The sequence below is a fragment of the Pseudomonadota bacterium genome, assembly GCA_039028155.1.
Lineage (GTDB): Bacteria > Pseudomonadota > Alphaproteobacteria > SP197 > SP197 > JANQGO01.
Genome location: JBCCIS010000003.1, coordinates 61,423 through 86,687 on the forward strand (window position 1 = coordinate 61,423; position 25,265 = coordinate 86,687).

21 protein-coding genes are annotated in these 25,265 nt (G+C 62.7%); 10 read left to right on the top strand and 11 right to left on the bottom strand.

What is annotated here, in order from left to right:
• The first annotated feature begins 24 nt into the window (after positions 1-24).
• The 3 genes from AAF563_02535 to AAF563_02545 are packed head-to-tail and all read left to right on the top strand — an operon-like array spanning position 25 to position 3,442.
• Entirely contained in the window at positions 25-1,401 is a 1,377-nt protein-coding gene (locus AAF563_02535; GenBank protein ID MEM7120125.1) for a tetratricopeptide repeat protein, read from the top strand.
• 14 nt (positions 1,402-1,415) lie between these two features.
• Positions 1,416-2,282 (top strand): AAA family ATPase, encoded by an 867-nt coding sequence (locus AAF563_02540; protein ID MEM7120126.1) that lies wholly within the window; start codon positions 1,416-1,418, stop codon positions 2,280-2,282.
• A 2-nt stretch (positions 2,283-2,284) separates the two neighbouring features.
• Positions 2,285-3,442, top strand: a complete 1,158-nt coding sequence (locus AAF563_02545) for a type IV pilus twitching motility protein PilT (protein ID MEM7120127.1) — start codon at positions 2,285-2,287, stop codon at positions 3,440-3,442.
• Positions 3,443-3,454: 12 nt separating this feature from the next.
• Here the strand turns inward: AAF563_02545 and AAF563_02550 are convergent, their stop codons facing one another.
• The 6 genes from AAF563_02550 to AAF563_02575 all read right to left on the bottom strand — a co-directional run bounded on the left by AAF563_02550 (position 3,455) and on the right by AAF563_02575 (position 10,691).
• Positions 3,455-4,219 carry an ABC transporter ATP-binding protein gene (locus AAF563_02550; protein ID MEM7120128.1) on the bottom strand — a complete coding sequence of 255 codons (765 nt, stop codon included), beginning with the start codon at positions 4,217-4,219 and terminating at the stop codon, positions 3,455-3,457.
• Between the two features lie 137 nt (positions 4,220-4,356).
• The gene (locus AAF563_02555; protein ID MEM7120129.1) at positions 4,357-5,097 is read right to left on the bottom strand and encodes a hypothetical protein; all 741 of its coding nucleotides are present in this window, start codon (positions 5,095-5,097) and stop codon (positions 4,357-4,359) included.
• Positions 5,097-5,789 (bottom strand): hypothetical protein, encoded by a 693-nt coding sequence (locus AAF563_02560; protein ID MEM7120130.1) that lies wholly within the window; start codon positions 5,787-5,789, stop codon positions 5,097-5,099. Before AAF563_02560 ends, AAF563_02555 begins: the two co-directional genes overlap by 1 nt.
• Positions 5,786-7,354, bottom strand: a complete 1,569-nt coding sequence (locus tag AAF563_02565) for a hypothetical protein (GenBank protein MEM7120131.1) — start codon at positions 7,352-7,354, stop codon at positions 5,786-5,788. Before AAF563_02565 ends, AAF563_02560 begins: the two co-directional genes overlap by 4 nt.
• A 62-nt stretch (positions 7,355-7,416) precedes the next feature.
• Positions 7,417-8,625: a type II secretion system F family protein gene (locus tag AAF563_02570; protein ID MEM7120132.1), complete on the bottom strand. Its 1,209-nt coding sequence runs from the start codon at positions 8,623-8,625 to the stop codon at positions 7,417-7,419.
• Complete coding sequence (locus tag AAF563_02575) at positions 8,625-10,691, bottom strand: GspE/PulE family protein (protein MEM7120133.1); 2,067 nt, start codon at positions 10,689-10,691, stop codon at positions 8,625-8,627. Before AAF563_02575 ends, AAF563_02570 begins: the two co-directional genes overlap by 1 nt.
• Positions 10,692-10,984: 293 nt before the next feature.
• Here AAF563_02575 and AAF563_02580 point away from each other — a divergent pair, with 293 nt between their 5' ends.
• On the top strand, positions 10,985-11,740 hold the full coding sequence (locus AAF563_02580; GenBank protein ID MEM7120134.1) for a type II secretion system protein: 756 nt from the start codon (positions 10,985-10,987) through the stop codon (positions 11,738-11,740).
• A gap of 767 nt (positions 11,741-12,507) precedes the next feature.
• On the opposite strand, the gene AAF563_02585 is transcribed toward AAF563_02580, so the two are convergent.
• Complete coding sequence (locus tag AAF563_02585; GenBank protein MEM7120135.1) at positions 12,508-13,920, bottom strand: sigma-54 dependent transcriptional regulator; 1,413 nt, start codon at positions 13,918-13,920, stop codon at positions 12,508-12,510.
• 143 nt (positions 13,921-14,063) lie between these two features.
• Here AAF563_02585 and AAF563_02590 point away from each other — a divergent pair, with 143 nt between their 5' ends.
• From AAF563_02590 to AAF563_02605, 4 genes are read left to right on the top strand one after another with little or no spacing between them, the layout of a single operon-like run.
• Entirely contained in the window at positions 14,064-14,672 is a 609-nt protein-coding gene (locus AAF563_02590) for an RNA polymerase sigma factor (GenBank protein ID MEM7120136.1), read from the top strand.
• Positions 14,673-14,683: 11 nt separating this feature from the next.
• Positions 14,684-14,983 carry a hypothetical protein gene (locus tag AAF563_02595; GenBank protein MEM7120137.1) on the top strand — a complete coding sequence of 100 codons (300 nt, stop codon included), beginning with the start codon at positions 14,684-14,686 and terminating at the stop codon, positions 14,981-14,983.
• A complete protein-coding gene (locus tag AAF563_02600; GenBank protein MEM7120138.1) occupies positions 14,980-15,420 on the top strand; it encodes a periplasmic heavy metal sensor in 441 nt (146 codons plus the stop codon). Before AAF563_02595 ends, AAF563_02600 begins: the two co-directional genes overlap by 4 nt.
• Entirely contained in the window at positions 15,395-16,078 is a 684-nt protein-coding gene (locus AAF563_02605; GenBank protein ID MEM7120139.1) for a 3'-5' exoribonuclease, read from the top strand. Before AAF563_02600 ends, AAF563_02605 begins: the two co-directional genes overlap by 26 nt.
• A 20-nt stretch (positions 16,079-16,098) precedes the next feature.
• On the opposite strand, the gene AAF563_02610 is transcribed toward AAF563_02605, so the two are convergent.
• From AAF563_02610 to ettA, 4 genes are all read right to left on the bottom strand, one after another.
• Positions 16,099-16,746: a MarC family protein gene (locus AAF563_02610; protein ID MEM7120140.1), complete on the bottom strand. Its 648-nt coding sequence runs from the start codon at positions 16,744-16,746 to the stop codon at positions 16,099-16,101.
• A 137-nt stretch (positions 16,747-16,883) separates the two neighbouring features.
• Positions 16,884-17,792 (bottom strand): ribosome small subunit-dependent GTPase A, encoded by a 909-nt coding sequence (rsgA, locus tag AAF563_02615; protein MEM7120141.1) that lies wholly within the window; start codon positions 17,790-17,792, stop codon positions 16,884-16,886.
• Between the two features lie 8 nt (positions 17,793-17,800).
• Positions 17,801-19,012, bottom strand: coding sequence for a multidrug effflux MFS transporter (locus AAF563_02620; protein ID MEM7120142.1), 1,212 nt, complete (start codon positions 19,010-19,012; stop codon positions 17,801-17,803).
• A gap of 37 nt (positions 19,013-19,049) precedes the next feature.
• Positions 19,050-20,735 carry an energy-dependent translational throttle protein EttA gene (gene ettA / locus AAF563_02625; GenBank protein ID MEM7120143.1) on the bottom strand — a complete coding sequence of 562 codons (1,686 nt, stop codon included), beginning with the start codon at positions 20,733-20,735 and terminating at the stop codon, positions 19,050-19,052.
• A gap of 225 nt (positions 20,736-20,960) precedes the next feature.
• On the opposite strand from ettA, the gene AAF563_02630 reads away from it, so the two are divergent.
• Positions 20,961-22,088, top strand: coding sequence for an efflux RND transporter periplasmic adaptor subunit (locus tag AAF563_02630; protein ID MEM7120144.1), 1,128 nt, complete (start codon positions 20,961-20,963; stop codon positions 22,086-22,088).
• A gap of 53 nt (positions 22,089-22,141) precedes the next feature.
• On the top strand, positions 22,142-25,243 hold the full coding sequence (locus tag AAF563_02635; GenBank protein MEM7120145.1) for a multidrug efflux RND transporter permease subunit: 3,102 nt from the start codon (positions 22,142-22,144) through the stop codon (positions 25,241-25,243).
• The last annotated feature ends 22 nt before the right edge of the window (positions 25,244-25,265 follow it).

Consider the following 25,265-nt stretch of genomic DNA (forward strand, 5'->3'; position numbering starts at 1 on the left):
TAAGGCGCGACGGAAGCTGATCAGGTGAGCATCCTCTACAAGGCATTGTCGAAAGCCGCGCGCGAGAACGCCGAGCAGGCGGATGGCGCGCCCCTGGTGCTCGGCAACGACCTCGGCGACGACCCCGGAACCGCCTTCGACGACGCGACCTACCGCGAGCCGCGCCGGCGCCCCTGGGCGCTGCTGGGTGTGGCCGGCCTCGTTGTCGTGGCCTGCATCGGCGGCTACGTCTATTTGACCTCGCTGGAAGATGACGATGTCGTGGTTAACACCGGTGGCGAGATTGTCGATTTCTCCAAGCAGAACCAGGCTGCGGCCGGGGCCGACGAACCCGACGTCATTGCGGCTGATCCGTCGAACGAGACGTCAGACGACGCTCTTGTCGAAACGGTCGAGGTGGTCGAAGTCGTCGAAACCGCCGATACCGTCGAGCCGGTCGAACTCGCCGAACCGGATGTGACGACCGAAACCCAGACGTCGACCGCGCTCGATATCGTTCCGGCCGCCTCGCTGGATGTCGTCAACGGCAGCGGGACCGCGACCGACGTCGCCGAAATCAGCGAAACGGCGGAAACGACGACGAGCGAGAACGCCGGCGACGTAACCGCGGCAGTCAATGGCGAGACCATCGAGGAGACGCTGGCACGCCTCAGCAACGAACGCGGCGGCGACGACCTCACCACGCCCATCGACGTCGACCGCACGCCCGAAGCGGCCATGGAAGCTGCGACCACCGGCGACGGCGCCATCACCGTGTCGTCCGTAGAGACGGCGGCCACCGAAACCACCCCCGAAACCACAGTCGAGTTCACCATCGATGCGGAGGGCTCCGGCAACCGGCAGAAGTTCGAGGCGGCCTATGCCGCGCTTCAAGCGGGCAACGCGGAAGCCGCCATGGATCTCTACATGGATGTCTTGCGGGAAGAGCCGGACAACCAGTTCGCCCTCTTCGGCCTGGCTTCCACCCTGCAGCGCATGGGCTGGTTGGGCGAGGCGCGCGCGACCTATGAGGAGCTCTTGGCGATCGACCCGAACAATCGCGGCGCGCTGACCAACATGATGGCCCTGATCGCCCAGGAGGCGCCCGACCAGGCACTGGCGAACCTGCAGCGGCTCTATGAGATCAATCCGGGGTTCAGTCCGATCCCCGCCCAGATCGGCCTGCTCTACGCCGACATGGGCGACTATGGCGAGGCGGTGCGCAATCTGAGTCTCGCCATCGACATGGAGCCGGACAACATGAACTACGTCTACAACCTCGCGATCATTCACGACCGGCTCGGCCAGCACACCGAGGCGCAGGCGCTCTACGAGCAGGTGATCGAGTTTGCCCAGTATCGCGATGTCAGCGTGCCCGTTGCCGCCATCCGCGAGCGCGTGTCCTACCTGAAACGATTGTAAGCGGAGATCAGGCGATGCCTTTCTTGAACCATTTCGGCTTGAAGGAACATCCGTTCTCGCTGACACCCAATCCGGCGCTTTTCTTCGGCGGACGCCTGCATCGCCCGATCCTGGAAATGCTGAGCTTTGCCCTGAAGCGCGGCGATGGCGTCTTGACCGTGGTCGGCGATGTCGGCACCGGCAAGACCATGCTGTGCCGCCTGCTGCTGCAGGTTCTGGACGGCGAGGCGGCGCTGGCCTACCTGCATGCGCCGCTCTCCGACGATACGGACATCGCTCGCGACGTCGCGCGCGAGTTCGGTCTTGATGTCGGCCCACACGATGACGCCTTCCACATCCTGAACCGCTTCCTGCTGGAACAGCATAGCGCCGGCCGCCGCGCCGTCCTGGTCATTGACGAAGCCCAGTCGCTTGGCCGCCCGGGGCTGGAGACGATCCGTCTGCTGTCGAACCTGGAGACCGAATACAGCAAACTTCTGCAGACCGTCATGTTCGGCCAGCCCGAGCTCGACGCCCTGCTGCAGCAGCACGCGCTGCGCCAGCTCAACCAGCGCATCGCCTTCCGGTTCGAGACCCGCGCGCTCACCGCGCGTGATGCCTCGCGTTACGTGCAGCACCGTGTCCACCGCTGTTCGATCAACGGAGACCCGCGCGAGATGTTCACCAAGAGCGCGCTTGCCATGCTGGCGCGACACAGCCGGGGCGTGCCGCGCGTCATCAACATTCTGGCCGACAAGGCGATGCTGGCGGCCTATGCGGAAAACGTCACGACCGTGCGCCGCCGCCACATGGTGGCCGCCATCGACGACTCACCGTCGATCGCCCAGAAGCTTGCCTTCTTCCGCCGCTGGAACGTGGCGCGGCTGGCCGGCGTCGGCTGATCATGGCCGGCGCCAACCAGATCGACCAACTGCTCGCCTATATCGTCAAGAGCGGTGCGTCGGATCTGCATCTCTCATCCGGCCGCGCGCCCGCCATGCGCGTCGACGGCGACATCGCCGCCATGACCGATCAGGAATTCACCGCCGATCAGGTGCGCGTGCTGGTGACCGAGATCATGTCGGACGACCAGAAAGCGGCTTACGACGAAGACCTGGAACTGGACTTCGCCTATCAGGCCGATCACAGCCTCGGCCGCTTCCGCGTTAACGCGTTCAACACGGCGCAAGGCCCCGCGGCCGTGCTGCGTACCATTCCGACCGACGTCCCAACACTCTCGGATCTCGCCGCGCCCAGCCTGTTCGCCAAGCTCGCCTCGCTGGAACACGGCCTGATCCTGGTGACCGGACCCACCGGCAGCGGCAAGTCGACGACACTCGCCGCGATAATCGACCACATCAACACCAACAGCAAAAAACACATCCTGACCGTCGAGGACCCAATCGAATTCGTGCACCCGCCCAAGCAGTCGTTGGTCAACCAGCGCGAGGTCGGGCGCGACACATTGTCCTTCCACCGTGCCCTCAAAAGCGCGTTGCGCGAGGACCCCGACGTCATCCTGGTCGGCGAGATGCGCGACCTCGAAACCATTTCGCTCGCGCTGACGGCGGCCGAGACCGGCCATCTGGTGCTCGGCACATTGCACACGACCTCGGCGCCCAAGACCATGGACCGCATCATCGATGTCTTCCCGGCCGGCGATAAGGACATGGTCCGCGCCATGCTGTCGGAGTCGATCCAGGCGGTGGTCAGTCAGATTCTGCTGAAGCGTCTCGACGGCGGCCGCGTCGCCGTCCACGAGATCATGACCGGCACGCCCGCGGTCAGGAACCTGATCCGCGAGAACAAGATCCCGCAGATCGTTTCGATGATTCAAACCGGCCAGCGCCACGGCATGGTCACCATGAAGGACGCGGTGCAGGCTCTGGTCGACAACAATGTCGTCGACGCCGGCGAACTCGAACGCTTCGAGGCGATCTCCGGCGAGTCCGCCGAGGCGAACGAGTCGACGGTCAACGACAACGGCGCCGGCCAACAGTCGACGCCGCAGGCGCCACCGCCGGAGCCCAACAAGAAAAGCCTCCTGCGCGGCCGTTTCTGACGGGTCGCCTGACTAGCGCGCCGACTCCGGTTCGGCGTCTGCGTGATCGATAGCGTCCAGAAAGGCGCGTTCCAGTGACCCGCCGCCATGGCGCTCGCGCAAACTTGTGGGGTCGCCATGATAGAGGATGCGCCGGTCGCTCAAGACAGCGACGGCATCGCAGATCTCGTCGATGTCGGACAGGATGTGCGAGCTGAAAAAGACCGACCCGCCGGCCTCGCGATAGGCAATCAGACGGTCCTTCAGAAGGATCCGCGCGCGTGGATCCAGGCCCGTCATCGGTTCGTCGAGGACCAGCAACGGGCGTTCGCTCATCAGCGTCGCCATCAAGCCGGCCTTCTGCATCATGCCCTTCGAATAGGTCGCGACGCTGCGGTTAAGCGCGTCGGGATCGAGCGCCAGGCCTTCCGCGCTCGATGCCAACGTCGCGCGATCGGCCTTGATGCCGAAATAGGCGAGGCTCAACGTAACGAACTCGCGGCCCTTCAGCGTGCGTGAGACATTGAGGTTTTCCGGCAGGTAAGCGAGCGCGTTACGCGCGGCGGCGTCGCGGCAGTCGCGGCCAAAAAGCCGGATTGTACCGGCCGCCGGTTCGATCAGGTTCAGCATCGTCTTGATGAAGGTCGTCTTGCCGACGCCGTTCAGGCCGATCAGCCCCAGGATCTCGCCGCGCCCGACCGTCAGGCCGACGTTCTCCAGCACGGTGCGCTCACCATAGGCAACGCTCAACGTCTCGGCTTCAAGTGCCGGTCCCTCGCCATCGTCGCGCCCAACCATGATGCGTCGCCCTAGAGCCTTAACGGCTCGGCTAGCATCACCGGCCCGCTCCCCCGCCCGGCCACCCATGGCAGCATCCTAGGGGTGGCCGGGCGGGGGAGCGGGCTGGTCACAGCGACGCGTAAGCAAATCATACTCTAGTCCTGTGCCTGCAAGGCTCTTTCCAGATCGCGCAATTGGTCCTGTTGCGCCGGGCTCAAGCTCAGATCCTCCGGCGTCGCCAGTGCTTCGACATCGATCTCGCCGCCGCCGTCCGCGATGGTCCCACCCTGCTCTTCGGGCGGCCTCAAAATCGCAAGCGCGGAGACGTCGACCACGTCGTCGGTGTCGGCGAGATAGATCTGATGGGGCCGCAGTGTAAAGACGCGGCGGTTCTGCGGCTGCGACGCATCCGGCATCCAGACCAGGTCGACATAGTCCGGCCCGATCGCGTTGACGCGCAGGTCCGCCGGCATGGTGTCGGGTGTCACGTGCTCGCTGTTCAGCCACAACGACCAGCGCGTCGGACTGAAGTAGAGCAAGGCATCCAGGCGAAAGTCGCGCAGGGCGACCGGTGCCACGGTCACTGTCTCGCCGGTCTCCTGCACATCGGCGAGGCCGTCGGCGCCGGTGACGGCCAGGCGCACGGCGGCATCGATCAAGGCCGCCTCGTGTTCCGTCAGCATCAGGTTGTCGCGGGCGATGATGCGTAGGACGTCGTCGTCGCTCAGGCTGCTGTCGACCTGGAGCTGCTGGACCGCGGGCAGGTCGATGGCGGGTGTAGTCGCTTCATCGCCGGAGTCCTCGCCGTCTTGTGCCAGCCCCCAGCCCGCGATAACCACGGCCGACAACACGACGGCGCCGAGCCATGTGCCAGTCTTTCGAACAATTCGGCCCATCACGACTCGTCCCAATCGTCGTCGTCCCAGTCGTCGTCATCATCGTCGTTACCGGCGACAACAACCGCGTTGTTCCAGTTGATCGATAGCGTTCCCTCGAACACGGCAACCCGTTCGCCGGCGACGATTTGATCCAGCAGCGCGTCGGAGATCTCACTGATGCGCCGGACGTTCATCGCATCGACCTGGACCTGACCGTCCAGCCGGCTGATGAACTCGGCGATGAACCCCAGGATCTGCGTGTCCGTCAGGCTGCGGACCTCCAGGCCGATCTCCGTCCGGGTCAGGAGAAGCTCGGTACCGTCTTCACCTTTAATCTCCTCGACCATCTCGGGCTGGAAGTCATAGCCCAAAAACACCAGGCCGTACTTCGGGCCCAGTTCCTCAAGCAGTTGCGCGGCGCGCAGGCGGCTTTGCTCGGTCAGAAAGCCGTTGGCGACAATCGTCTCATAGCGCTCACCCTGGGCCTGCACGACGGCGATCTCGTCTTTCAGTTCGCCGATGCGTTCGTCCAGCTCTTCGATTTCCCATTCCAGGCTGCCAATCTCGATCAGCTTCTGCTGGTTCTGAGCCTCGATCTCGCTGGAATAGTGCACGACCGCCCCGCCAACGACGATCAGCACGATCACCGGGATGATCAGCCGGCGCGCGATCGCCTTCAGCACCTGCGGCGTCAGATAGTTCAGGTTCATGACGCCGCCTCGCTCACCTCGATCTCAGGCAGGATAATGCTGATGACGGCGGCGAAGCCGGTGTCGCCGTCCTCCAGCGGATCGCCCAATGCGACCTGACCGATCAAGTTCTGGTTCGGCAGGATATCGACCGGCGGATCGGTCACGCGCACGTCGAAACCCGGCATGATTTCGGCCATGCGCTCGGCCAGCGCGTCGGTCACGACAACGGCGTCTTCCATGTCGCCTATGGTGCTGTCCAAATGCACCGTTACCGCCAAGCGGATATCGCGCAGGCCGGCCTCTTCCTCGATGACCCAATCGACTTCGTGCACCACGATGTCCGGGCCCAAGGTCGGCCCGATCAAGGCCAGGAACGGCAGGGGTGACGGCGCATGGGTCGACAGCCGGTCATAGGTAGCAACGGTGTCGGCGACTTCGGGTGCGGAAACCAGGAAGCTCGCGGCGAGCTTGCCGGTCGCTTCCAGTTCGGCTTCGCGCTCTGTCGCCACCAACGCGATGTCGCGATGGGCCCGGTCGACTTCCTGGGATTCGACATAGGCCTCGGAAAGACCGAACGTCGCGTAGCCGACGATCAGCGCGATGAAGACGTAGGCCGCGCGCGTCGTCAGCGCACCCGCGCGTTTTTCGTAAAGCTCCTCGGGCAGCAGCGACAGAACCGGACGTCGTTTCTGTGCGAACACCGCGCCGTGCAGCACCTCGCCATAGCTATCATCGGGCTCGGCGACGCCCGCAAGCCTCAGCCTTTCGGCCGCATCATGCGGTGTCACCATGCGCAGATGCGACGGCGACATGCCGAGATTAAGCAACTCCTGGCCGATCTCCGGCGTTCCCGCGACGATAATGTCCAGGCCCTGATCGTCGCTATAGGACATGCGCCTCAGATAGCCCATGCTCAGCTTGTATTCGCGCTCGATGGTCTGGGCGACTTCGCTGGCGCTGGCATCCGCCGGCGCGCTTTGCGTCAGGCGCGTGAAGACGAACTCGTCGCCGCGAATGACCACCTGACGGAAACCGCCGGTGCGGTGGCGCGTCACCAGCATGACCCATTGGGGCCGGCTGCCGCGCCGATGAAACAGGTTGGAGAGATTGCGCGCCAGCGACACCGCTTCCAGTGGCAACAGCGAGAACGGCTTGACCGGGTTGGGCGCCTGATTGATCCAGTCGATCCAGCCGTCAAGCGCCGGTGAGGCAGGCAAACCGGCCAACAGATAGCGGCGGTCGCGCCGCTCGCCATCCTGGCGGCCCAGGTAGTGCGCGGCCTTTATCTTCGCTTCCGAAAACGCCGTCGCCAGCCTGCGCTGCAACATGCCGGCGGCGTCGAACATCGAAACCGGCGGAATCGATTCCTTGGCAAACGACTGCTCGAGGACGTCGATCAGCGGGTACACCGGCGTCGACGGCGAGTCCTTCAGCATCTCCAGCATCTGCGCGCTGTCGCCGGGATCGCTGGTCGGCGCGAAACAGCGGTCGCGCACCCGCGCTCCTGTCACGCGCAGCAGCACCGCGCCCTCATCGCCGATGACCAGGACGAACTTGTTCGACGTGCCGAACGAGAAGTTCATGTCTGTCCTGCCGGCCTAATGACGAGCGTGGTTAGCGGGTTTCGTTGCATCGGGCTCCACCCCTAGAAGCCCATATTGCCGAAGTTGTCGTAGATCGGGCCCAGCACGCCCAGCACGACCCACAAGACGATACCGCCGATGGCGATGGTCAGCGCCGGCTCGATCGAGCTGATCATCGACGTCACGGCATTATCGACCTCGCGGTCATAGAAGTAACCGATGTTCTCCAGCGCTTCATTCAGCTTGCCGGACTCTTCGCCAATCTTGAACATGCGCACCACCAGATGCGGAAACTGGCCGGTCGCCTCCAGGGCCGCCGACAGCGACGTACCGCTCTGCACGTTTTGGCGCGCCATGCTGAGCGATTCCGCCAGCATCTTGTTGGCGACGACACGGCGTCCGGTATCGATGCAGTTCAGAACGTCGATGCCGCTTTGGAATGTCAGGGCGAAGAAGTGGGCGAAGCGCGCCAGCGCCAGCTTCTTCAAGACCGGGCCGACGCCTGGAATACGGAACTTCATGGCGTCGAACCAATAGGAGAAACCCTCGAAGAAACGCAGCAGAAAGGTGACGGTCAAGAAACCGATGACCGGCACGGCAAGCACGACCCACCAGTAGGAAGCGAAGAAGTTCGACGTCGCGATCAACGCGCGGGTCATGAACGGCAGCTCGCCGGACGTCGAGATCAGGAATTCCGACACCTGCGGTACGACGAACACCATCATCATGAAGATGACGCCGAAAACCATGATCATCATGAACATGGGATAACGCGTCGCCTTCTTGATCTTCGACGTCATCTCGCCTTGCCACTTCAGGTGGTCGGCCAGATGGCCGAACGCGTTGGAGAGATTGCCGCTCTGTTCACCGGCGGCGACAACACCGGTGAAGACCGCGTTGAAGACCTTCGGGTGCACCTCCAGCGCGCGGCTCAGATACATGCCGTCGCTGACGTTCCGAACGACTTCCGACAGGATATCTTGCAGGCGCCCGGAATCGGTCGCCTCGCGCACATCGTTCAGCGCATCCAGCAACGGCACGCCGGCGCGGTCCAGTTGCTGCAGATGAATGCACATCTGCACCATGTCGTCGTTGGTGATTTTCTTCTGCAGAAAGGTCGAGACCTTGCTCTGGCGCACCTCGCCATGGCGGATCAGGTCCAGACCCATGACGCGAAGGTTCGACTCAAGGTCCATGACGTTGACCGCGTTCAACGTGCCCGTGACGTTGCGGCCGCTCTGGTTCATGGCGCGGTACTTGTAGAGCGGCATCAAAACAGCCTGTCGGTCATGTTGATGTGGCGCACCAGCTCGGCGACGCTGGTCTCGCCCGCCAGCACCTTCGCGATGCCGTCATCGCCCATGGTCTTGAAGCCGTGCTTGCGCGCGCACGACAGAAGCTCGACGCGCGAGGCCTCACGGGCGACCAGTTCATCCATCTCATCGTTGAAGCCCAGAATCTCGACCGCCGCCACGCGGCCGCGGTATCCCCGGTTGTCGCAGGCCTCGCAACCGACGGGATGCCAGATCTCCGGCTTTTCGGCGGGGTCGATGCCCAGCACCTGACATTCGTCCTCGGTAGCCGGGCGCGCCTCCTTGCAGGCGTCACACAGGCGGCGCACCAGGCGCTGGGCCAGGATGCCGATGACGTGGCCGGCCAGCATGGACGGGTTGAGTTTCAGATCGACCAGACGGGGAATGGCGCCCAGCGCATCGTTGGTGTGCAGCGTCGTATAGACCTGATGGCCGGTCATGGCCGCGCGCAACGCCATGGTCGCGGTGTCTTCGTCGCGCACCTCGCCGATGAAGACGATATCGGGGTCCTGGCGCAGAATAGAGCGCACGCCCTCGCCGAACGACATGCCGGCGGCCTCGCGGATATGCGACTGGCGGATCAGCGGCAGCTCGTACTCGACCGGGTCTTCAAGGGTCATGATATTGACCTCGACCGAGTTGATCTTCTCCAGCATGGCGTAAAGCGTCGTCGTCTTACCCGAACCGGTCGGGCCGGTGATGACGATGATGCCTTCCGGCCGCTTCAAGAGCGTGCCCATGACCCGCGTGTTGTGCTGGCTGAAGCCGAGCTCGTCCAACGGCTTCAACGACTTGGATTTGTCGAGCACGCGGATAACGATGTTCTCGCCGTGCACGGTCGGGTGCGACGCCACACGGAAGTCAACCTCCCGGCCGCCGACATGGATGCTCATGCGCCCGTCCTGCGGGTTGCGCGTATCGGCGATGTTCATGCCGGAGATGATCTTGATGCGCACCGAGATCGCCGGCCAATAGTCCTTATGGAAGGTGCGCACCTGGGTCAGGATGCCATCGACGCGATAGCGCAGACGCACGAACACGCCTTCCGGTTCGAAATGCATGTCGGACGCGCCGACCTTCACCGAGTCCATGATGATCGCGTTGACCAGGCGCACCGTCGGGTTGACGTAGCCGTCCTCGGTGGTCAGCGCCTGAATGTCGACAACGCCGGTCTCGATCTCGCGCAGAATGCCGTCGATCGACATTTCGTAGCCGTAGAGCCGGTCGATCGCCTCGGTCAGGTCCTGTTCGGATGTCAGCAGCGGCAGGATTTCGATATCGCGCGGGAAACAGCGGCGCAGCTGGTCAAGCGCCAGGACGTCATAGGGATCCGACATCGCCGCCTGCAGCACATCGTCGACCATGGCGACGGGCAGGACCGCGTACTTCGACGCAATGTCCTTAGGCACCTGTTTGATCAGGTCGGCGTCGAACATGGCGGTCGCGGGGTCGAACTGTTCCAGCCCGGTCGATTCCGCCAACACTTCCGACAGCGCCGACTGGGTGATGAAGCCCAGATCGACAAATACTTCGCCCAGGAGCTTGTCGCCGCGCTTGCGCTCGCGCATGGCAACGTCGAGTTGGTCCTGCGAGATCAGGCCGAGTTCGCGCAGCCGCTCGCCCAGGCGCATCTGCTTGACCTGCCCGGTCTGGGGCGCGCCCGCCGGACGCGTCGGCGCGTCGGCCACGCCCCTATCCGCCAACGCCGCCAGATCGGGCATCGGCGGCATGGCCGGCGTCTCCGGCGCCGCCGGTGCCGCCGACGCTGTCGTGGCATCCTCGATCGTCTCGGCTGCCGTGTCGCTGGCAGGAGCGGCCGCACCGGTATCGTCGACGCGAATTTCGAAGCTGGGTTTGGGTGCTGAGACCGGTGCCGCGTCCTCATCCAATGCTGGTTCGGACCGTGCCGGTGGCGGCGGTGGTGGCGGGGCGTCCGCGCGAACTTGGGCGCCGGCCCCCTTGGCGAGGTCCGCTGCCATGGTCAACGGTTTGCCCGACCTGCCGGGCTTGCCGAATACCGCCATTCCTCACCTCTAGCGCCTGATGGATGCTGTCGGCCGACCCCTCGGCACAAGACAACAGAACGTCACCGGTCTCCCGTGGCGTTTTCAGGCGTCCCCAACTGCTTTCTTCCCGCGTATTTTAGTACACAAGCTGTTAGATTCATATTCAGATAATGCTCAACCCGTCCTATAAGTCGGATTAATGTGAACTGTGTTTATGACGCACAATCAAGCCGGTCTGTGGCGACCGTCACAACTATATCCGTCGTTCTCTTGATTTGATAAACACAGTGGATTAGCGGCACTGGCCAAATATGACGTCTGATTCAACACAGAATCCGTTCCAATCGACCGAAAAGGGCTTCACCCTGATCGAAATGGCGATTGTGATCGCCATTATCGGCGTTTTGGTCGCCATGTTGGCGCCGATGCTGGGCAATATCGCGGAAAACAACCGAACGGAACTGACCGTTCAGCGCATGGACCAAATCGAGAACGCCATGGTCGTTTTCCTGCGCCAGAACGGCCGCCTGCCATGTCCGGCCGCCCCCAACGGCGCGCCCCTAGGCGATGAACGCGCCAGCTGCAACACCGGCAACAACAACGACGGTATCGTGCCGTTCCGCAGTCTTGGGCTGGCCGAGGCCGACGTGCGCGACGGCTACGGCAACTATTACACCTATCATGTCGCCGAGGACTACGCCGACAGCAGTTTGCCCACGGTGATGACCGATCCCGGCGGCTTCTGTTTCGTCGCCTCCGGCGAGCCGAACGGCGATCTGGATATCGAAGACATCAACGGCACCAACGTGACCGGCCAGGACATCGCCTTCACGCTGATCAGCCATGGCAAGAACGGTTATGGCCGATACGACCCGCCGGGCAACGGCAAGGTCAACGCCAATGGCGGCGGCACCTTCGAGGACGAGAACAACGATTCCGACGCCGACTTCGTCGACGGCATCCGTCTAACCGACGATGCGACGGACGGCCCGCTCGATGACGCGGTCATCTGGAAAACGCGCGACGGGCTGGCCGGCCAGGCCATTGAGTTCGGCTGTTCGCCGTAGCCATAACTAGGCTTACTGAACCCACAACTTGCCAGTGCTCGAACTCAACCATAGGGTGTTGGGCAAGAGTTGCGGAGTCTACCCTTCGCTACGTTGAAGACAGCATTACGATATCATCTCATGGAAACACCAGAGTTCAACCTAAAGAACCGTGTCGCGCCGTTAGGGCGTTGGTATGAACACTTGGTCTATTTCTTTATCGCGAGTTTTTTCTTTGCTGTTTGGACATACTGGGTCGCCGGAAAATACCATCCATACTATGTACTAGATACTTTGGGGCATGCCGTTTGGTCGCTTCTAGCTTTCTATTTATCCAATAAAATCTTACTAATCGTTTATCGACACTTAAACTTTGCAATCGCTTTCTGTGCATACTACATTATCGCGCTTATCATATTTGTTACGATAAGCGTATCAATTATAGCGATGAGGTCTCTGGAAGGAAACGAAGCGCTAAAATTTGACGGAATATGGATCTATCACTATGGGTTTATTACTTGGGAAGGTTTCATATGGGAGGTCAAGTACTTCTCAAGAAACTTCATTCCGCTGTTTTTGGCAAACCTAGCTTCAATCTTACTGCTACGATTAATCTACAAACTTCTAAGTTGCCGATTTGTACGCGGTGGGTAGTGGCTTAAGCACTCTCCGACGCCAGTGCATCAACATGTACAGACGACCTCTTTCAACCCGATCTTCTTCGAACTCGTGACGACCTAGCCGGCCTGGCGATCGAGTTCGGCTGTTCGCCCTAGGGTAGGCCGGCTCTAGACCGCGTTCGTCCCTTCGTTCCAGCTTTGCAGCTTGCGGTAGACGGTCGACGGACTGATCTCCAGCAGCGCGGCGGCGCGTGGCACGTTGCCCTCGCTTAGACGCAGAGCTGCTTCGATCGCCTCGCGTTCGACCTCGTGCAGCGGACGGATATCGACGTCCGTCAAATCACCAGGTGCGGCATCGGCCCTGCGTTTGCGCAAGGGATCGTTGGCCGGCTGCGGCAGCCCGGCCGAGCCGTCCAGTGGAGGCGGCAGCATCTCGCGCGTCACGACCTCGCCGGTGTTCAAGACTACCACGTTACGGATGATGTTCTGCAATTCCCTGACATTGCCCGGCCATGAATAGGCACGGAAGAGATCGCGCACGCTGGCGTCCAACCGCGCGAACGGTTTGCTTTCCTGGCGCGCGAACTCACGCAGGAAGTTTTCGGCAATGTCGATGACGTCGTCGTCACGCCGGTTGAGCGGCGGCAGGTGAATCGGAATGACATGCAGGCGGTAATAGAGGTCGGCGCGGAACCGGCCGCTCTCGACCTCCTTCAAGGGATTGCGGTTGGTCGCGCAGACAAAACGCACATCGACCCGCTCCGACCGGCTTGAGCCGACCTGCTGGAACGTTCCGGTTTGCACGAAACGCAACAGCTTGGCCTGCAGCGCCGGCGCCATGTCGCAGATCTCGTCCAGGAACAGCGTGCCGCCATCGGTCAAGGTCGCCGCGCCGTCGCGATTGGAAACCGCGCCCGTAAACGCGCCTTTCACATGGCCGAACAGCTCGCTCTCCAGAAGGTCGCGCGGTATTGCCGCGCAATTGAGCGCCATGAACGGCCCGTCGGAGCGCTCACTTAGATGGTGAATCGCCTCGGCGCACAGCTCCTTGCCGGTGCCGCTCTCACCGGTAATGAAGATCGATGCCTGACTGGGCGCGGCGCTTTGAATGGTCGCGTAGACGCTTTGCATCTCCATCGACGAACCGATGAAGCCGGCGAAGGAGCTGTGTCGTGTCTCGCTCGTCATGCCGTCGACCAGACGCTGCAGTTCGCGCCGCTCCAGCGCGTTGCGCAACGTGACGATCAGGCGTTCTTGGCTGAACGGTTTGACCAGGAAATCGTACGCGCCGTCGCGCATCGCCTCGACCGCCGCGCTGACCGAGCCGTGGGCGGTGATGATGACGACGGGGCACGGCAACTGGCGTTGCTTGATCCAGCGCAAGATTTCCAAGCCATCGATGTCGGGCAGTCTGAGATCGAGAAGGACCGCGTCCGGCGCCTGTTTGTCGATTGACGAAAACGCCGCCTCGCCGGTTTCGACGTGTTCAACGGAGACGGGCTCGAAGCGCAAGTACTCCTTGTAGACACGCGCCAAGGGTGGCGTGTCTTCGACCAGAAGCACTGTCTGCTGACGGTTCATAGCCCTCCTCACGAACCGTAGTCCCGCTGCGTCTTAAACTAGAGCAGATTGGACATGTGTTCAATCTTTTGGACCCCGCGTAGGACGCCCATCGACTCTACGTATCATCAGTAATCATGGATTTGGCGACGAACATACAAATCGTGGCAACTCCGCCGGAGGACGTCGTCCAACAGCAGTTTTCCTTGTCGTCTCAACGCTTTATCATGCTAGGCTTGGACGACGACGAACTCATGAAGCTGGCCGGCGAAGGTGACCGCGAAGCCTTTGCCGGGCTGGTCGAAAGGCACCTGGACCGTTGCGTGACGATCGCGCGGCGCAGCCTGGGTGGTGCCCAGAGCGAAGCCGAAGACGTCGCCCAGGACGCCATGATGCGTTTGTGGCGGCACGCACCGCGCTGGGAATCGGGCCGCGCCCGGGTATCGACCTGGCTCTACCGCGTGGTCGTCAATCTTTGCATCGACCATGCGCGCAAGAACAAACGCTATGGGGGCGAGGTGCCCGAGGATACCGTCGATGAGGCGCCAAGCGCCTTCGACGGGCTGGCGGCCAAGGGGGTGTCCGACGCGGTCCAGGATGCCATCCAGGAACTGCCGGAACGACAGAAGACGGCGCTCGTCTTGTGCTTCTATGAAGGCATGAGCAACGCGGAAGCGGCGAGCGTGATGGAATTGACTGTAGGAGCGGTTGAGCAATTATTGGTCCGGGCCAGGCGCAGCCTGCGCGTCAGTTTGGCCGGCCTTCGCGAGTAACGGAAACAACAATGAACGAGACAAACAACATCCATGGTCTGTTGAGCGAGCGCGAGCTCGACCGGGCGCTGAACGCCTGGCGAGTGGAAGGCGCCAGCGACGGTTTGGCCGAACGCATCGCGGCTGACATCGATATGATGGAGCAGACCGAAAACCCGCGCATCGTCACCCCGCTGCTGAAGACCGCCGCGGCGCTTCTATTCGCCGCCGGCCTCGGCATCTTCGTCGGCCTGATGGAAGACAACCCCTCGACCGTCGACCTGACCGACTTCGTGTTCGGCCAGCACGCCGAAGACGGATTGACGCTATGAACGGGTTGGGGCGATGGACAAAGGTCCTGGGCGTCGTGCTCGTCGTGTCGCTGGCGTTCAACTTTTTCCTGATCGGCTGGATGGGCGCGCGATGGGTCTATGACCAGCACATGGGCCCGAAGTTCTCCGTGACGCGCCTGGTGCACGACCTGCCCGACGAGCAGCGCGAAGCCGTCTTGGCGGTTTTCGAGAACAACCGCGACAAGGTCCACGAAGCCATGGACAGCCTGCGCGACGCCCGTCACGCGGTATCGGACGTCATGCTGGCGGAGCCGTTCGATGCGGAAGCCGCCGCGGCCGCGCTCGCCGAACTCAGACGCCAAAGCACCACCATGCAGGAGACCATGCACGCCGCGCTTCTGGAGGCGGCGGTCAACCTGCCGCCTGAAACCCGCGTCGACCTCGGCCGCTTTGCCACCATGCCCCGCGCGCGGTAGGACGGCTTCGTACGCTTGCCAAAGCAGGTCGAAGATCAAACGGCTCGCACACTACTTTGTCACCGATATCGAGAGCGACGGGCCTTCGCCCCTAGACAACTCGATGCTCAGCTTCGCGACCGTCGTCGTGCGCGAAGATGGTGAGATTTGCGGCACGTTCGAAGCAGTCCTCGAGCCCCGACCTGATAAACAGCCGAATCACCAGACCATGACCTTCTGGCGGTCTCAGCCGGAAGCGTGGAAAGCCGCAACAGCGGATCCGCAGCCGCCGCGGGAGGTCATGACAGCATTTGCCGACTGGGTTGAGAGCTTTGATGGTCCGCGCTCGTTTGCAGCACGGCCTCTCGCCTTTGACGGAAGCTGGATCGATGCCTACCTGCGGGAGTACACCGACACCTACCTCCTAGACGTTCCCTATTGGGGACGATGCATCTTCACGTCGGGTGCACTCGATATTGGCTCCTACATCTCCGGCGTTTTCAATCGAACCGATCCCCACGGCGACATCGACATTCCGAAGGCATGGCTTGGTGAACACGAACACACCCATCGTGCCATCGATGACGCGCGCGGATACGCCGCGCTTCTTAGTCGCCTGCTGCGGGTTGCGTCACGCCAACCATCCCACCCCGACGACTTCCTTCCTGACCGTCGCTAATCGGGTGAGTCCTTGACTGGTCAGTGATGCACCGCTTCGATGATGCCGAAGCGGCCGAGGCCGGCGACGACCATTTCGACGGCGAGCGCGATCAACAGGATGCCGAAGACGACCTCCGAGATGACCAGCGTTGTCGGTTTGAGCCGCTTCGAGAGTTTGTCGATATTGCTGAAGATCAGGTAGTCGAACCCGGCAATCACGATAATGACGGCAAGGACAACCAGCACCGCCCAGATCGAGCCGACCTCGCCGGACGCGATGATCAAGACCGCGATGCCGACCGGATTGAGCAGATAGGGTATGGCCAGCGGGTAGACCGCCATGCTGTTGATATCAGTCGGCTCGTCCTCGGCCCCTTCTTCCTTTTTCTTGCCGGGTCCAGCGAACATGCCGAGCGCCAGGATCAACAGAATGATTCCGCCCGCGATGCTGATGGCGCCGCCGGAAATGTGCAGAAGCCGCATCAGCAACGCGCCGCATGCAAACAGCACGATCGCCGTGATGAAGGCCGTCTTGACCATCTTGACGCCGACTTCACGCTGCTGGTGCGCCTCAAGATGTTTGGTTTTCTCTAGAAACGGAACCAGCGCGATTTTCGGTCCCATGCCGATGAGCATCAGGACCAAAAGGTTCACGACCATAGGAACACTAACGACAGAAAGATCCACGGGCACCCCCTCCCCTTTGACAGCAGCCTAGAGCAGATTGTGTCTGGATGGAATCGCTTGACTGTTTGATCCAACCCTGAGGCGCCCGGCGGCGGATACGCAACCAGCGGTTAGCCATCGGTATGGGCCAATGATGACTAGTCGTCGCGCAGCAAGCGTAGGTAGCTGTCGTAACGCGCCGGCGGAATCTCGCCCGCCTCAGCGGCCTCACGAACGGCGCAACCGGGTTCGTGATCGTGTGTGCAGTCGCGGAACCGGCATGCGGGGATCAAGTCGAGGAACTCCGGGAAGTATCCGGCCAGCTCCTGCGGGCTGATGCCGGTCATGGCGAGCGAGCGTACGCCAGGCGTATCGACGACGCCGGTTTCGTCGTCCAGCCAGTGCAAGGTCGCGACGGACGTCGTGTGACGCCCCTGCCCGCGCTTGCCGCCGACCTCCGCCGTCTCGGCCGCCGCCTCACCGACCAGGGCATTGACCAGCGACGACTTGCCGACACCGCTGTGGCCGGCGAAGACCACCAGCTTGCCGTCGATCAGGCGCCTTAACTCATCCAAGCCGCGATGGGTCTTGGCTGACACCTCGACGATCGGCAGGCCGAGATCGCGGTAGATCGAGAGATCGGGCAGATCGTCGGTCAGATCCGCCTTGTTGACGGCAACCGCCGCGTCGATGCCGCCGTATTGGCAGAGCACGAGGTAGCGGTCGATCAGGCGGGGGTGAAACGGCGGACGTTTGGCGGCGACGACGATGACGGCGAGATCGATGTTGGCGGCCAGCACGTGCTCCTCCGCACCCGCGTCGGAACGGCGCGTCCGGTCATGGCGCAACCGTGCCAGACGATTTTGGCGCGGCGCGGCGTCGACCACCACCGGTCGGCCGCGCGGCCCATCCTCGTCGACCACGACGCGGTCGCCGATCACCGGAAAGAACGGCGCATCCGGCGAGACGGCACAGCGCCTGATGTCACCCGACGGTTCCTCCACGCTGACGAGTTCGCCATGCACCTCGACCACCATGGGCCAGTCAGTGTGTGGTGTCGGGCGCACGGACGCTGTCACGTTCCCGGCGCACGGCGCGCCAGAATGAGCAGCGCGGCGGCCAGCATGCCCAGGCCAACGGCACAAACGACCGCCGCCAACGGCACCGGCGTACCAGTACCCAACGCGCCGACTGCCAGGCTCGCGCCTGCCCAGCCGCCGAACTGCAGGAAGCCCAGCAAGGCCGATGCCAGACCGGCATCGTCCGCATAGCGGTTGATGGCTTCGGCCATGGCGTTGGGCATCGAAAGGCCCATGCCGACAAAGTAAAAGGCCATGGGCGCCAGGATAGACAAGACCGACCAAAACCCCAGCGCCATCGTGATGATCAAGACAATGCCGCTAAGCGCCGACAAGGCGGAGCCAATCGCAATCATGACGGTGACCGAATAGACGCGGCCCGTCAGACGCGTCGCAATGGCGCTGCCCAAGGCGAAACTGCCGACATTCAGCATGGAGAACATGCCGAAGACCTGGGGCGATACGTCGAGTAGGCGGATAAAGACGAATGGCGCCCCGGCGATGTAGCCACCCAGGCCCGCCATACCAAAACCGACCACCAGCGCCGGCGCCAGAAACCGGCTGTCCCGCAACAAGGAAAAGTACCGCGCGACAATCGAGGTGATCTGCGCGCGCCGCCGGCGATCCCGGGGCAGCGTCTCGTCGAGCGACAGGTAGACGAATACAATGCTCAACAGCCCGAGCGCGGTCAGGACGCCGAACACAGTACGCCAACCAAACCAGGTCGCGATAAAGCCGCCGGCGGTCGGCCCGAAGGCCGGCGCCAACGCCATGACCATGCCGATGGCGGCCAGCACGCGCGCGGACTCCGCTCCCTCATAGCGATCGCGCACGATGGCGCGGCTCAAGGTCGGCGCGACGCAGGCGCCGAAGGCCTGGACGATGCGCGCGGCGATCAGGATCTCGACCGTTGGCGCGATCATGCAGACCAGACTTGCCACGCTGAAGACGATCAGGCCCGCGTGCAGCACCGGCAGACGTCCGTAGCGATCGGATAACGGCCCGACGATCAACTGCACGACCGCGAAGATCAGAATGAAAAGCGTGAACGTCAGCTGGACCTGGGCGTCGGGCACACCATAGTCGTCGGCGATTGCCGGCAGCGACGGCAGGTAGAGGCTCAGCGCCAACTGACCGATACCGGTCAGATAGGCCATCAGCAGGATCAGGCCGGTGCCGCCTGCCCGTCCGTTACCCGCCACGCTCATGCGTGCATCGCGCGCGGCCTCAGCGGGTGAACGACCCTCATCGTGTCAATGGTTTGTACTTGATGCGATGGGGCTGGTCGGCCTCCGCGCCCAGGCGCCGGCGCCGGTCTTCCTCATAGGCTTCGTAGTTGCCCTGGAACCACTCGACATGGCTGTCGCCCTCGAAAGCCAGGATGTGGGTCGCGATGCGGTCCAGGAACCAGCGATCATGGCTGATGACGATGGCGCAGCCGGCAAACTCGGCTAGCCCGTCTTCCAGCGCGCGCAGCGTGTCGACATCCAGATCGTTCGACGGTTCGTCCAGCATCAACAGGTTCGCGCCCGACGTCAGCACCTTCGCCAAGTGCACGCGGTTGCGCTCACCACCGGACAGCTGGCCGACTTTCTTCTGCTGGTCGGCGCCGCGAAAACCGAACGCGCCGACATAGGCCCGGCTCGGCACCTCGCGCTTGCCCATCTGGATCGTGTCGGCGCCACCAGAAATCTCTTCCCACACATTGGCGTCGGCCTTCAGATCGGCCCGCGATTGATCGACATAACCCAGCTTCACCGTGTCGCCGATGCGCAGGGCGCCGCTGTCCGGCGTCTCCTGTTCGGCGATCATGCGGAACAGGGTCGTCTTGCCGGCGCCGTTCGGCCCGACCACGCCGACAATGCCGGCCGGCGGCAGCTTGAACGACAGGTCGTCGATCAGGAACTTGTCGCCGAACGCCTTGTTCAAATGATCGGCCTCGATCACCAGATCGCCCAGGCGCGGGCCGGGCGGAATGACGATGCGACCGCGCGACGGACCTTCGTCGCGCTGCTGGCTTTCGGCGAGCAGATTCTCATAGGCGTTCAGACGCGCCTGGCCCTTGGCCTGGCGGGCGCGCGGGCTTTCGCGCACCCATTCCAGTTCGCGCTGCAGCACGCGGCGGCGCGCCGCCTCCTCGCGGCCTTCCTGCTCCAAGCGTTTCTGCTTCTGATCGAGCCAGCCGGAATAGTTGCCTTCATAGGGAATGCCCTGGCCGCGATCCAGTTCCAGGATCCAGCCGGCGACATTGTCCAGGAAGTAGCGGTCATGGGTGACGGCGACGACCGTACCCTCGTAGTCCTCCAGGTGGCGCTCCAGCCAGGCGACGGACTCGGCGTCCAGATGGTTGGTCGGCTCGTCCAGCAGCAGAAGATCGGGTTTCTGCAGCAACAGTCGGCACAGCGCGACGCGGCGCCGCTCGCCGCCGGACAGATTGGTCACGGCCGCGTCGCCCGGCGGCAGGCGCAGCGCGTCCATGGCGATTTCCAGCGTGCGCTCGAGATCCCACCCGTTGACCGCGTCGATCTGCTCCTGCAGTTCGCCCTGCTCCTCGATCAGCGCCGCCATCTCGTCGTCGTCCATCGGCTCGGCGAACTTCAGCGCCACTTCGTTGAACCGATCCAGCAGCGCCTTGGTCTCGGCCATTGCCTCCATGACGTTACCCATGACGTCCTTGGAGTCATCAAGCTCCGGTTCCTGGGGCAGATAGCCGACCTTGACGCCCTCGGCGGCCCAGGCCTCACCGTTGAACTCGGTCTCGATGCCGGCCATGACCTTCATCAGGGTCGACTTGCCGGCGCCGTTGGGGCCGAGGACACCGATCTTCGCACCCGGCAGGAAACTCAGCCAGATGTCCTTCAACACCTCGCGCCCACCGGGATAGGTCTTCGTGAGACCCTTCATGACATAAACGTATTGATAAGCCGCCAAGGCGCGCTCCTGCTTCAACGATGTGTTTGTGTGTGGTGCGGCTCAGGCCGCGCGCGCCTTTTACCCCAAAGTCGCGGAGAAGCGGAAGCCCAACGTGAACACCCTGCGTTCGCGCTCGGCGGCCTCTGGCGACGCGCTCGGCGCCGAGTTAGCGGTTGCCGGTCAACGACAGGACACCGTAAGCTTGACACCGCCGGTAGCGAGGTGGGGGAGCCTGTGCAACGTATGTGGGGTATCAGTCCGCGTCGCCTGTCGATCCTTCCTCTGTTGCTGGTACTGGCCGCCGGGTGTGACGATCAGGAGTCCGAGGCCAAGACCGCGGAGCCGCCAAAGGTTATCGTAACTGAGGCAATCCTGGAGACGGTGCCGCTCTATCTTGAGCTGACCGGTCGCACGGAAGCATCCATCACCGTTGAGATTCAGGCGCTGGTCGACGGCCATATCGAAACACGCAACTTTGTCGAAGGCAGCGATGTCGCCAGGGGCGACACACTGTTCGTCATCGATCAAAGACCCTACGAACTCGAGCTCGAGCAGTTGCTTGGCCAGCAAGCCAAGGACAGCGGCAGTCTGGCGTTCGCGAACAAGCAGCTGCAACGCATGACGGAACTGGCGCAGGACGGCACGGTCGCGCCGGAACGTGTTGATCAGGCGACCGCTACCGCCCAGGAGGCGCAAGGCACCTACGACAGCAGCGCGGCCGCGGTAGCGAACGCGCAACTCAATCTGGCGTTCACCACCGTCCAGGCGCCGATCGACGGTCGCGTCGGCAGGATCTTGCAAGACGTCGGCAATGTCGTCACCGGCGGCGAGACCGTCCTGGCGGAGCTGGTGCAGATGGATCCGATGTATATCTATCTCAGCCTCAGCGAAGCCCAGTACCTGAGCTTTCGCGAGCACCGGGACATCTACGATGATCTGCCGGTAACGATCGAACTGTTGGACGGCACGAAACACCCGCACATGGCGCTTCTCGACTTCGTCGACCCCGGCTTCAATCCGTTGACGGGCACGATCGCCTTCCGCGCGGCGTTTCCCAATCCCGACGACACGATGCGGCCGGGGCAGTATGCCGTCGTCCGTATCGAATTGGCCGAACAGCCCGACCAGGTGACGGTGCCGGCCGAAGCGGTCGGCCAGGATCAGGCGGGCTTCTACGTCTTTGTTGTCGATGAAGAAGACAAAGCCCAGATGCGGCGGGTCAAGATAGGACGCCTCTATGAGGGCCGGCGCATCATCGAAGAGGGCCTCGAGGCCGGCGAGACCGTCATCGTAAAAGGCCTGCAGAAGGTTAGATCCGGCACGACGGTGCGGATAGAACGAGACCAACCCTCAGAACCCGTCGAGGGCTGAATGCCCCTTCGCCAGCGACAGCCATGTGTGACCGGCCTATCTGATGGCGTGTCATGGTGAGCAATTTCTTCATCGACAGGCCGATCTTCGCCTCCGTCATCGCGATTATCTTTGTCCTGGCAGGCTTGATCGCGATCCCGGTCCTGCCGGTGGGCGAGTTTCCGGAGGTCGTGCCGCCGACCGTCGTCGTCAACGCCACCTACACCGGCGCCAGCGCCGACGTGGTCGAAGAGGCCGTGACCACGCCGCTGGAAGAGGTGATCAACGGCGTTGAGGGCATGGTCTACATGTCGTCGACCAGCTCCAACGACGGCACCTCCAACATCACGGTCACGTTCGAGGAAGGTTACGATCTCAACATCGCCAATATCGACGTCGACAAACGTGTATCGACCGCGATGTCGAACCTGCCCGACCAGGTGGTGGCGCAAGGCGTGAACGTCACCAAAGAGGCGGTGGATCTGACCATCGTCGTCAACCTTATCTCGCCTAACGGCACATTCGACAGTCTGTTCATGTCGAACTACGCCGACATCCACATCTACGAACGGCTGAAGCGGATTCCAGGCGTCGGCAAGGTTCAGGTGTGGGGGCAACGGCTTTACGCCATGCGCATCTGGCTCGACCCGCAGAAGCTTGCCAGCCTGGGCCTGACCGCCGGTGACGTCTTCGACGCCGTCACCGATCAGAACCAGCAGGTTGCCGCCGGTGCCATTGGTGAGCCACCGGCGCCATCGGACCAGAAGTTCGAGCTGATGCTGACGACACTGGGGCGACTGGAGACACCTGAGCAGTTCGAGAACATCATCCTTGGCACCGGTGACGACAACGCGATCATCCGCGTGAAAGACGTGGCGCGTGTGGAGCTGGGGGCAGAAGACTACACGTTCACCTCACATCTCGACGGTGGGCAGAGCGTCGGGCTTGCCATCTCGCAGCTGCCGGGCGCCAACGCCTTGGCGCTGGCGACGGGCGTACGTGCCCTGATGGCCGACTTATCGAAGGACTTTCCGGAAGGCCTGGAGTACCGCGTCCTCTACGACACCACGGAGTTTGACCGCGAAGCGATCCACGATGTGATCGTCACACTGTGCGAGGCGATCTTTCTCGTCATCATCGTCGTTGTCATCTTTCTGCCCAGCCTGCGTTCCGCGCTGATTCCGCTGATCACCATCCCGGTGTGTCTTGTCGGCACGTTCGGCATGATGTTGGCGCTCGGCTTCTCAATCAATCTGCTGACCCTGTTCGGCCTCGTGCTTGCCGTCGGGTTGGTGGTGGATGACGCGATCGTGGTGGTCGAGAACGTCTCACGGCACATCGAATTGGGCGAGAAGGACCCGAAGGTGGCGGCGCGGCGTGCCATGGCCGAAGTAACCGGCCCCATCATCGCGACCTCGCTGGTCTTGATGGCGGTCTTCATTCCCGTCGCGTTGATACCAGGCTTGTCCGGCAAGCTCTATCAACAGTTCGCCTTGACCATTGCTGCGGCTGTCGCGATCTCGGCGATCAATGCGCTGACCCTGAGCCCGGCCTTGTGCAGCCTCCTCCTCGGTAGCGCCAAGCCGAAGCCCAAACTGATACAGCGCTTCGATGCCGGCTTTACCTGGTTCTCCAAACGCTACGAGACGGCCGTGGGTAAGCTGGTACGCCATCGCAAAATGGTGATGCTCGGTTTCATCGGGCTGCTCGCCGCGACCGTTTTCATGTTCACGATCGTCCCGGCCGGATTCATTCCCGACGAGGATCAGGGCTACTTCATCGTCAGCCTGCAGACGCCCGAAGGCACCTCGCTTGGAAAGACCCAGGAGGTCGTCAACCAAGGCTACGAAGTCCTGCACCGGATGCCCGGCATCGAGGGCGTGATCACCTTCGCCGGCTTCAATTCACTGACGAACACGTCAGCGCCCAATATCGGCAACCTGTTTGTCGTGCTCAAACCCTGGAGCGACCGCAGCGACGCCAACGAGGACGTTGAGTCGCTGATCGCCCAAGCCCAGGCCAAGTTTGACGACATCCCCGGCGGCGTTTTTCAGACATACAACCCGCCACCGATCTTCGGTTTGTCACCGACCGGCGGCTTTCAGTTTGAACTGGAGGACACGACCGGCGGATCCATCGCCGACTTGGAGGATATCGCGACAAGCCTGATCGCGGCCGGCAACGCGCGCCCAGAGCTGGAAGGGCTGTTCAGCCAGTACTCGGCTACCACGCCACAGCTCTACATCGACCTCGATCGCGAAAAGGCCATGCTTGAAGGCGTGGCGATCAGCGATATCTTCGATGCGCTGCAGACCTTCCTCGGTGGCGCCTATGTCAACGACTTCAACATCTTCGGGCGCGTCTATGAAGTCTATCTGCAGGCCGATGTCGACGCGCGGCAAACGCAGGAGAACATCGGGCAACTCTATGTGCGCAACGCGGCCGGCGAGATGGTCCCGCTCAGCGCCCTGGTGACCCTGCATCCGGATGTCGGCACGCGGACCATCTATCACTACAACCTCTTCCGCGCGTTGGAGATAAGCGGCTCGCCGGCCGAGGGCTACAGTTCGAGCGAGGCAATCGACGCGATGGAGGAAGTCGCCGAGCAGAGCCTGCCGCGTGGCTACACCTACGAATGGACCGGCAACGCCTATCAGGAACTCCAGGCCGGCGACGTGGCGCCACTGATCTTCGCGCTGGCGGTGGTGTTCGCCTTCCTCTTCCTGGCCGCCCAGTACGAAAGCTGGATCATGCCGTTGATGGTGCTGCTGGCCGTGCCGCTTGCCATGTTCGGCGCCCTGGTGGCGCAGTATGTGCGCGGCTTCGACAACGATCTCTATGCGCAGATCGGCCTGGTGATGCTGATCGGTCTGGCCAGCAAGGGCGCGATCCTGATCATCGAGTTCGCGCGGCGCCGCCGCCAGGACGGTCTGGGTATCGAGGAGGCGGCGTTGGAGGCGGCCCGCATCCGCCTGCGGCCGCTCTTGATGACAGCCTTCGCGTTCATCATCGGCGTGCTGCCGCTGGTCCTCGCCAGCGGCGCCGGTGCCGCGGCCCGCCAGTCGCTGGGCACCGCGGTGTTCGGCGGCATGATTGTCGCGACCGTGCTTAGCCTCGTGCTGGTCCCGGTCCTTTATGTGGTGATCGAGCGGTTGCGCGAGAGGCGTTCAAGGTAACCGGTTCTTCAATGGCGCGACA

Coding starts and splice junctions, on each gene's coding strand:
- AAF563_02540 (MEM7120126.1), top strand. CDS start 1,416: ATGCCTTTCTTGAACCATTTCGGCTTGAAGGAACATCCGTTCTCGCTG.
- AAF563_02545 (MEM7120127.1), top strand. CDS start 2,285: ATGGCCGGCGCCAACCAGATCGACCAACTGCTCGCCTATATCGTCAAG.
- AAF563_02550 (MEM7120128.1), bottom strand. CDS start 4,219: ATGGTTGGGCGCGACGATGGCGAGGGACCGGCACTTGAAGCCGAGACG.
- AAF563_02555 (MEM7120129.1), bottom strand. CDS start 5,097: ATGGGCCGAATTGTTCGAAAGACTGGCACATGGCTCGGCGCCGTCGTG.
- AAF563_02560 (MEM7120130.1), bottom strand. CDS start 5,789: ATGAACCTGAACTATCTGACGCCGCAGGTGCTGAAGGCGATCGCGCGC.
- AAF563_02565 (MEM7120131.1), bottom strand. CDS start 7,354: ATGAACTTCTCGTTCGGCACGTCGAACAAGTTCGTCCTGGTCATCGGC.
- AAF563_02570 (MEM7120132.1), bottom strand. CDS start 8,625: ATGCCGCTCTACAAGTACCGCGCCATGAACCAGAGCGGCCGCAACGTC.
- AAF563_02575 (MEM7120133.1), bottom strand. CDS start 10,691: ATGGCGGTATTCGGCAAGCCCGGCAGGTCGGGCAAACCGTTGACCATG.
- AAF563_02580 (MEM7120134.1), top strand. CDS start 10,985: ATGACGTCTGATTCAACACAGAATCCGTTCCAATCGACCGAAAAGGGC.
- AAF563_02585 (MEM7120135.1), bottom strand. CDS start 13,920: ATGAACCGTCAGCAGACAGTGCTTCTGGTCGAAGACACGCCACCCTTG.
- AAF563_02595 (MEM7120137.1), top strand. CDS start 14,684: ATGAACGAGACAAACAACATCCATGGTCTGTTGAGCGAGCGCGAGCTC.
- AAF563_02600 (MEM7120138.1), top strand. CDS start 14,980: ATGAACGGGTTGGGGCGATGGACAAAGGTCCTGGGCGTCGTGCTCGTC.
- AAF563_02620 (MEM7120142.1), bottom strand. CDS start 19,012: ATGAGCGTGGCGGGTAACGGACGGGCAGGCGGCACCGGCCTGATCCTG.
- AAF563_02630 (MEM7120144.1), top strand. CDS start 20,961: ATGTGGGGTATCAGTCCGCGTCGCCTGTCGATCCTTCCTCTGTTGCTG.
- AAF563_02635 (MEM7120145.1), top strand. CDS start 22,142: ATGGTGAGCAATTTCTTCATCGACAGGCCGATCTTCGCCTCCGTCATC.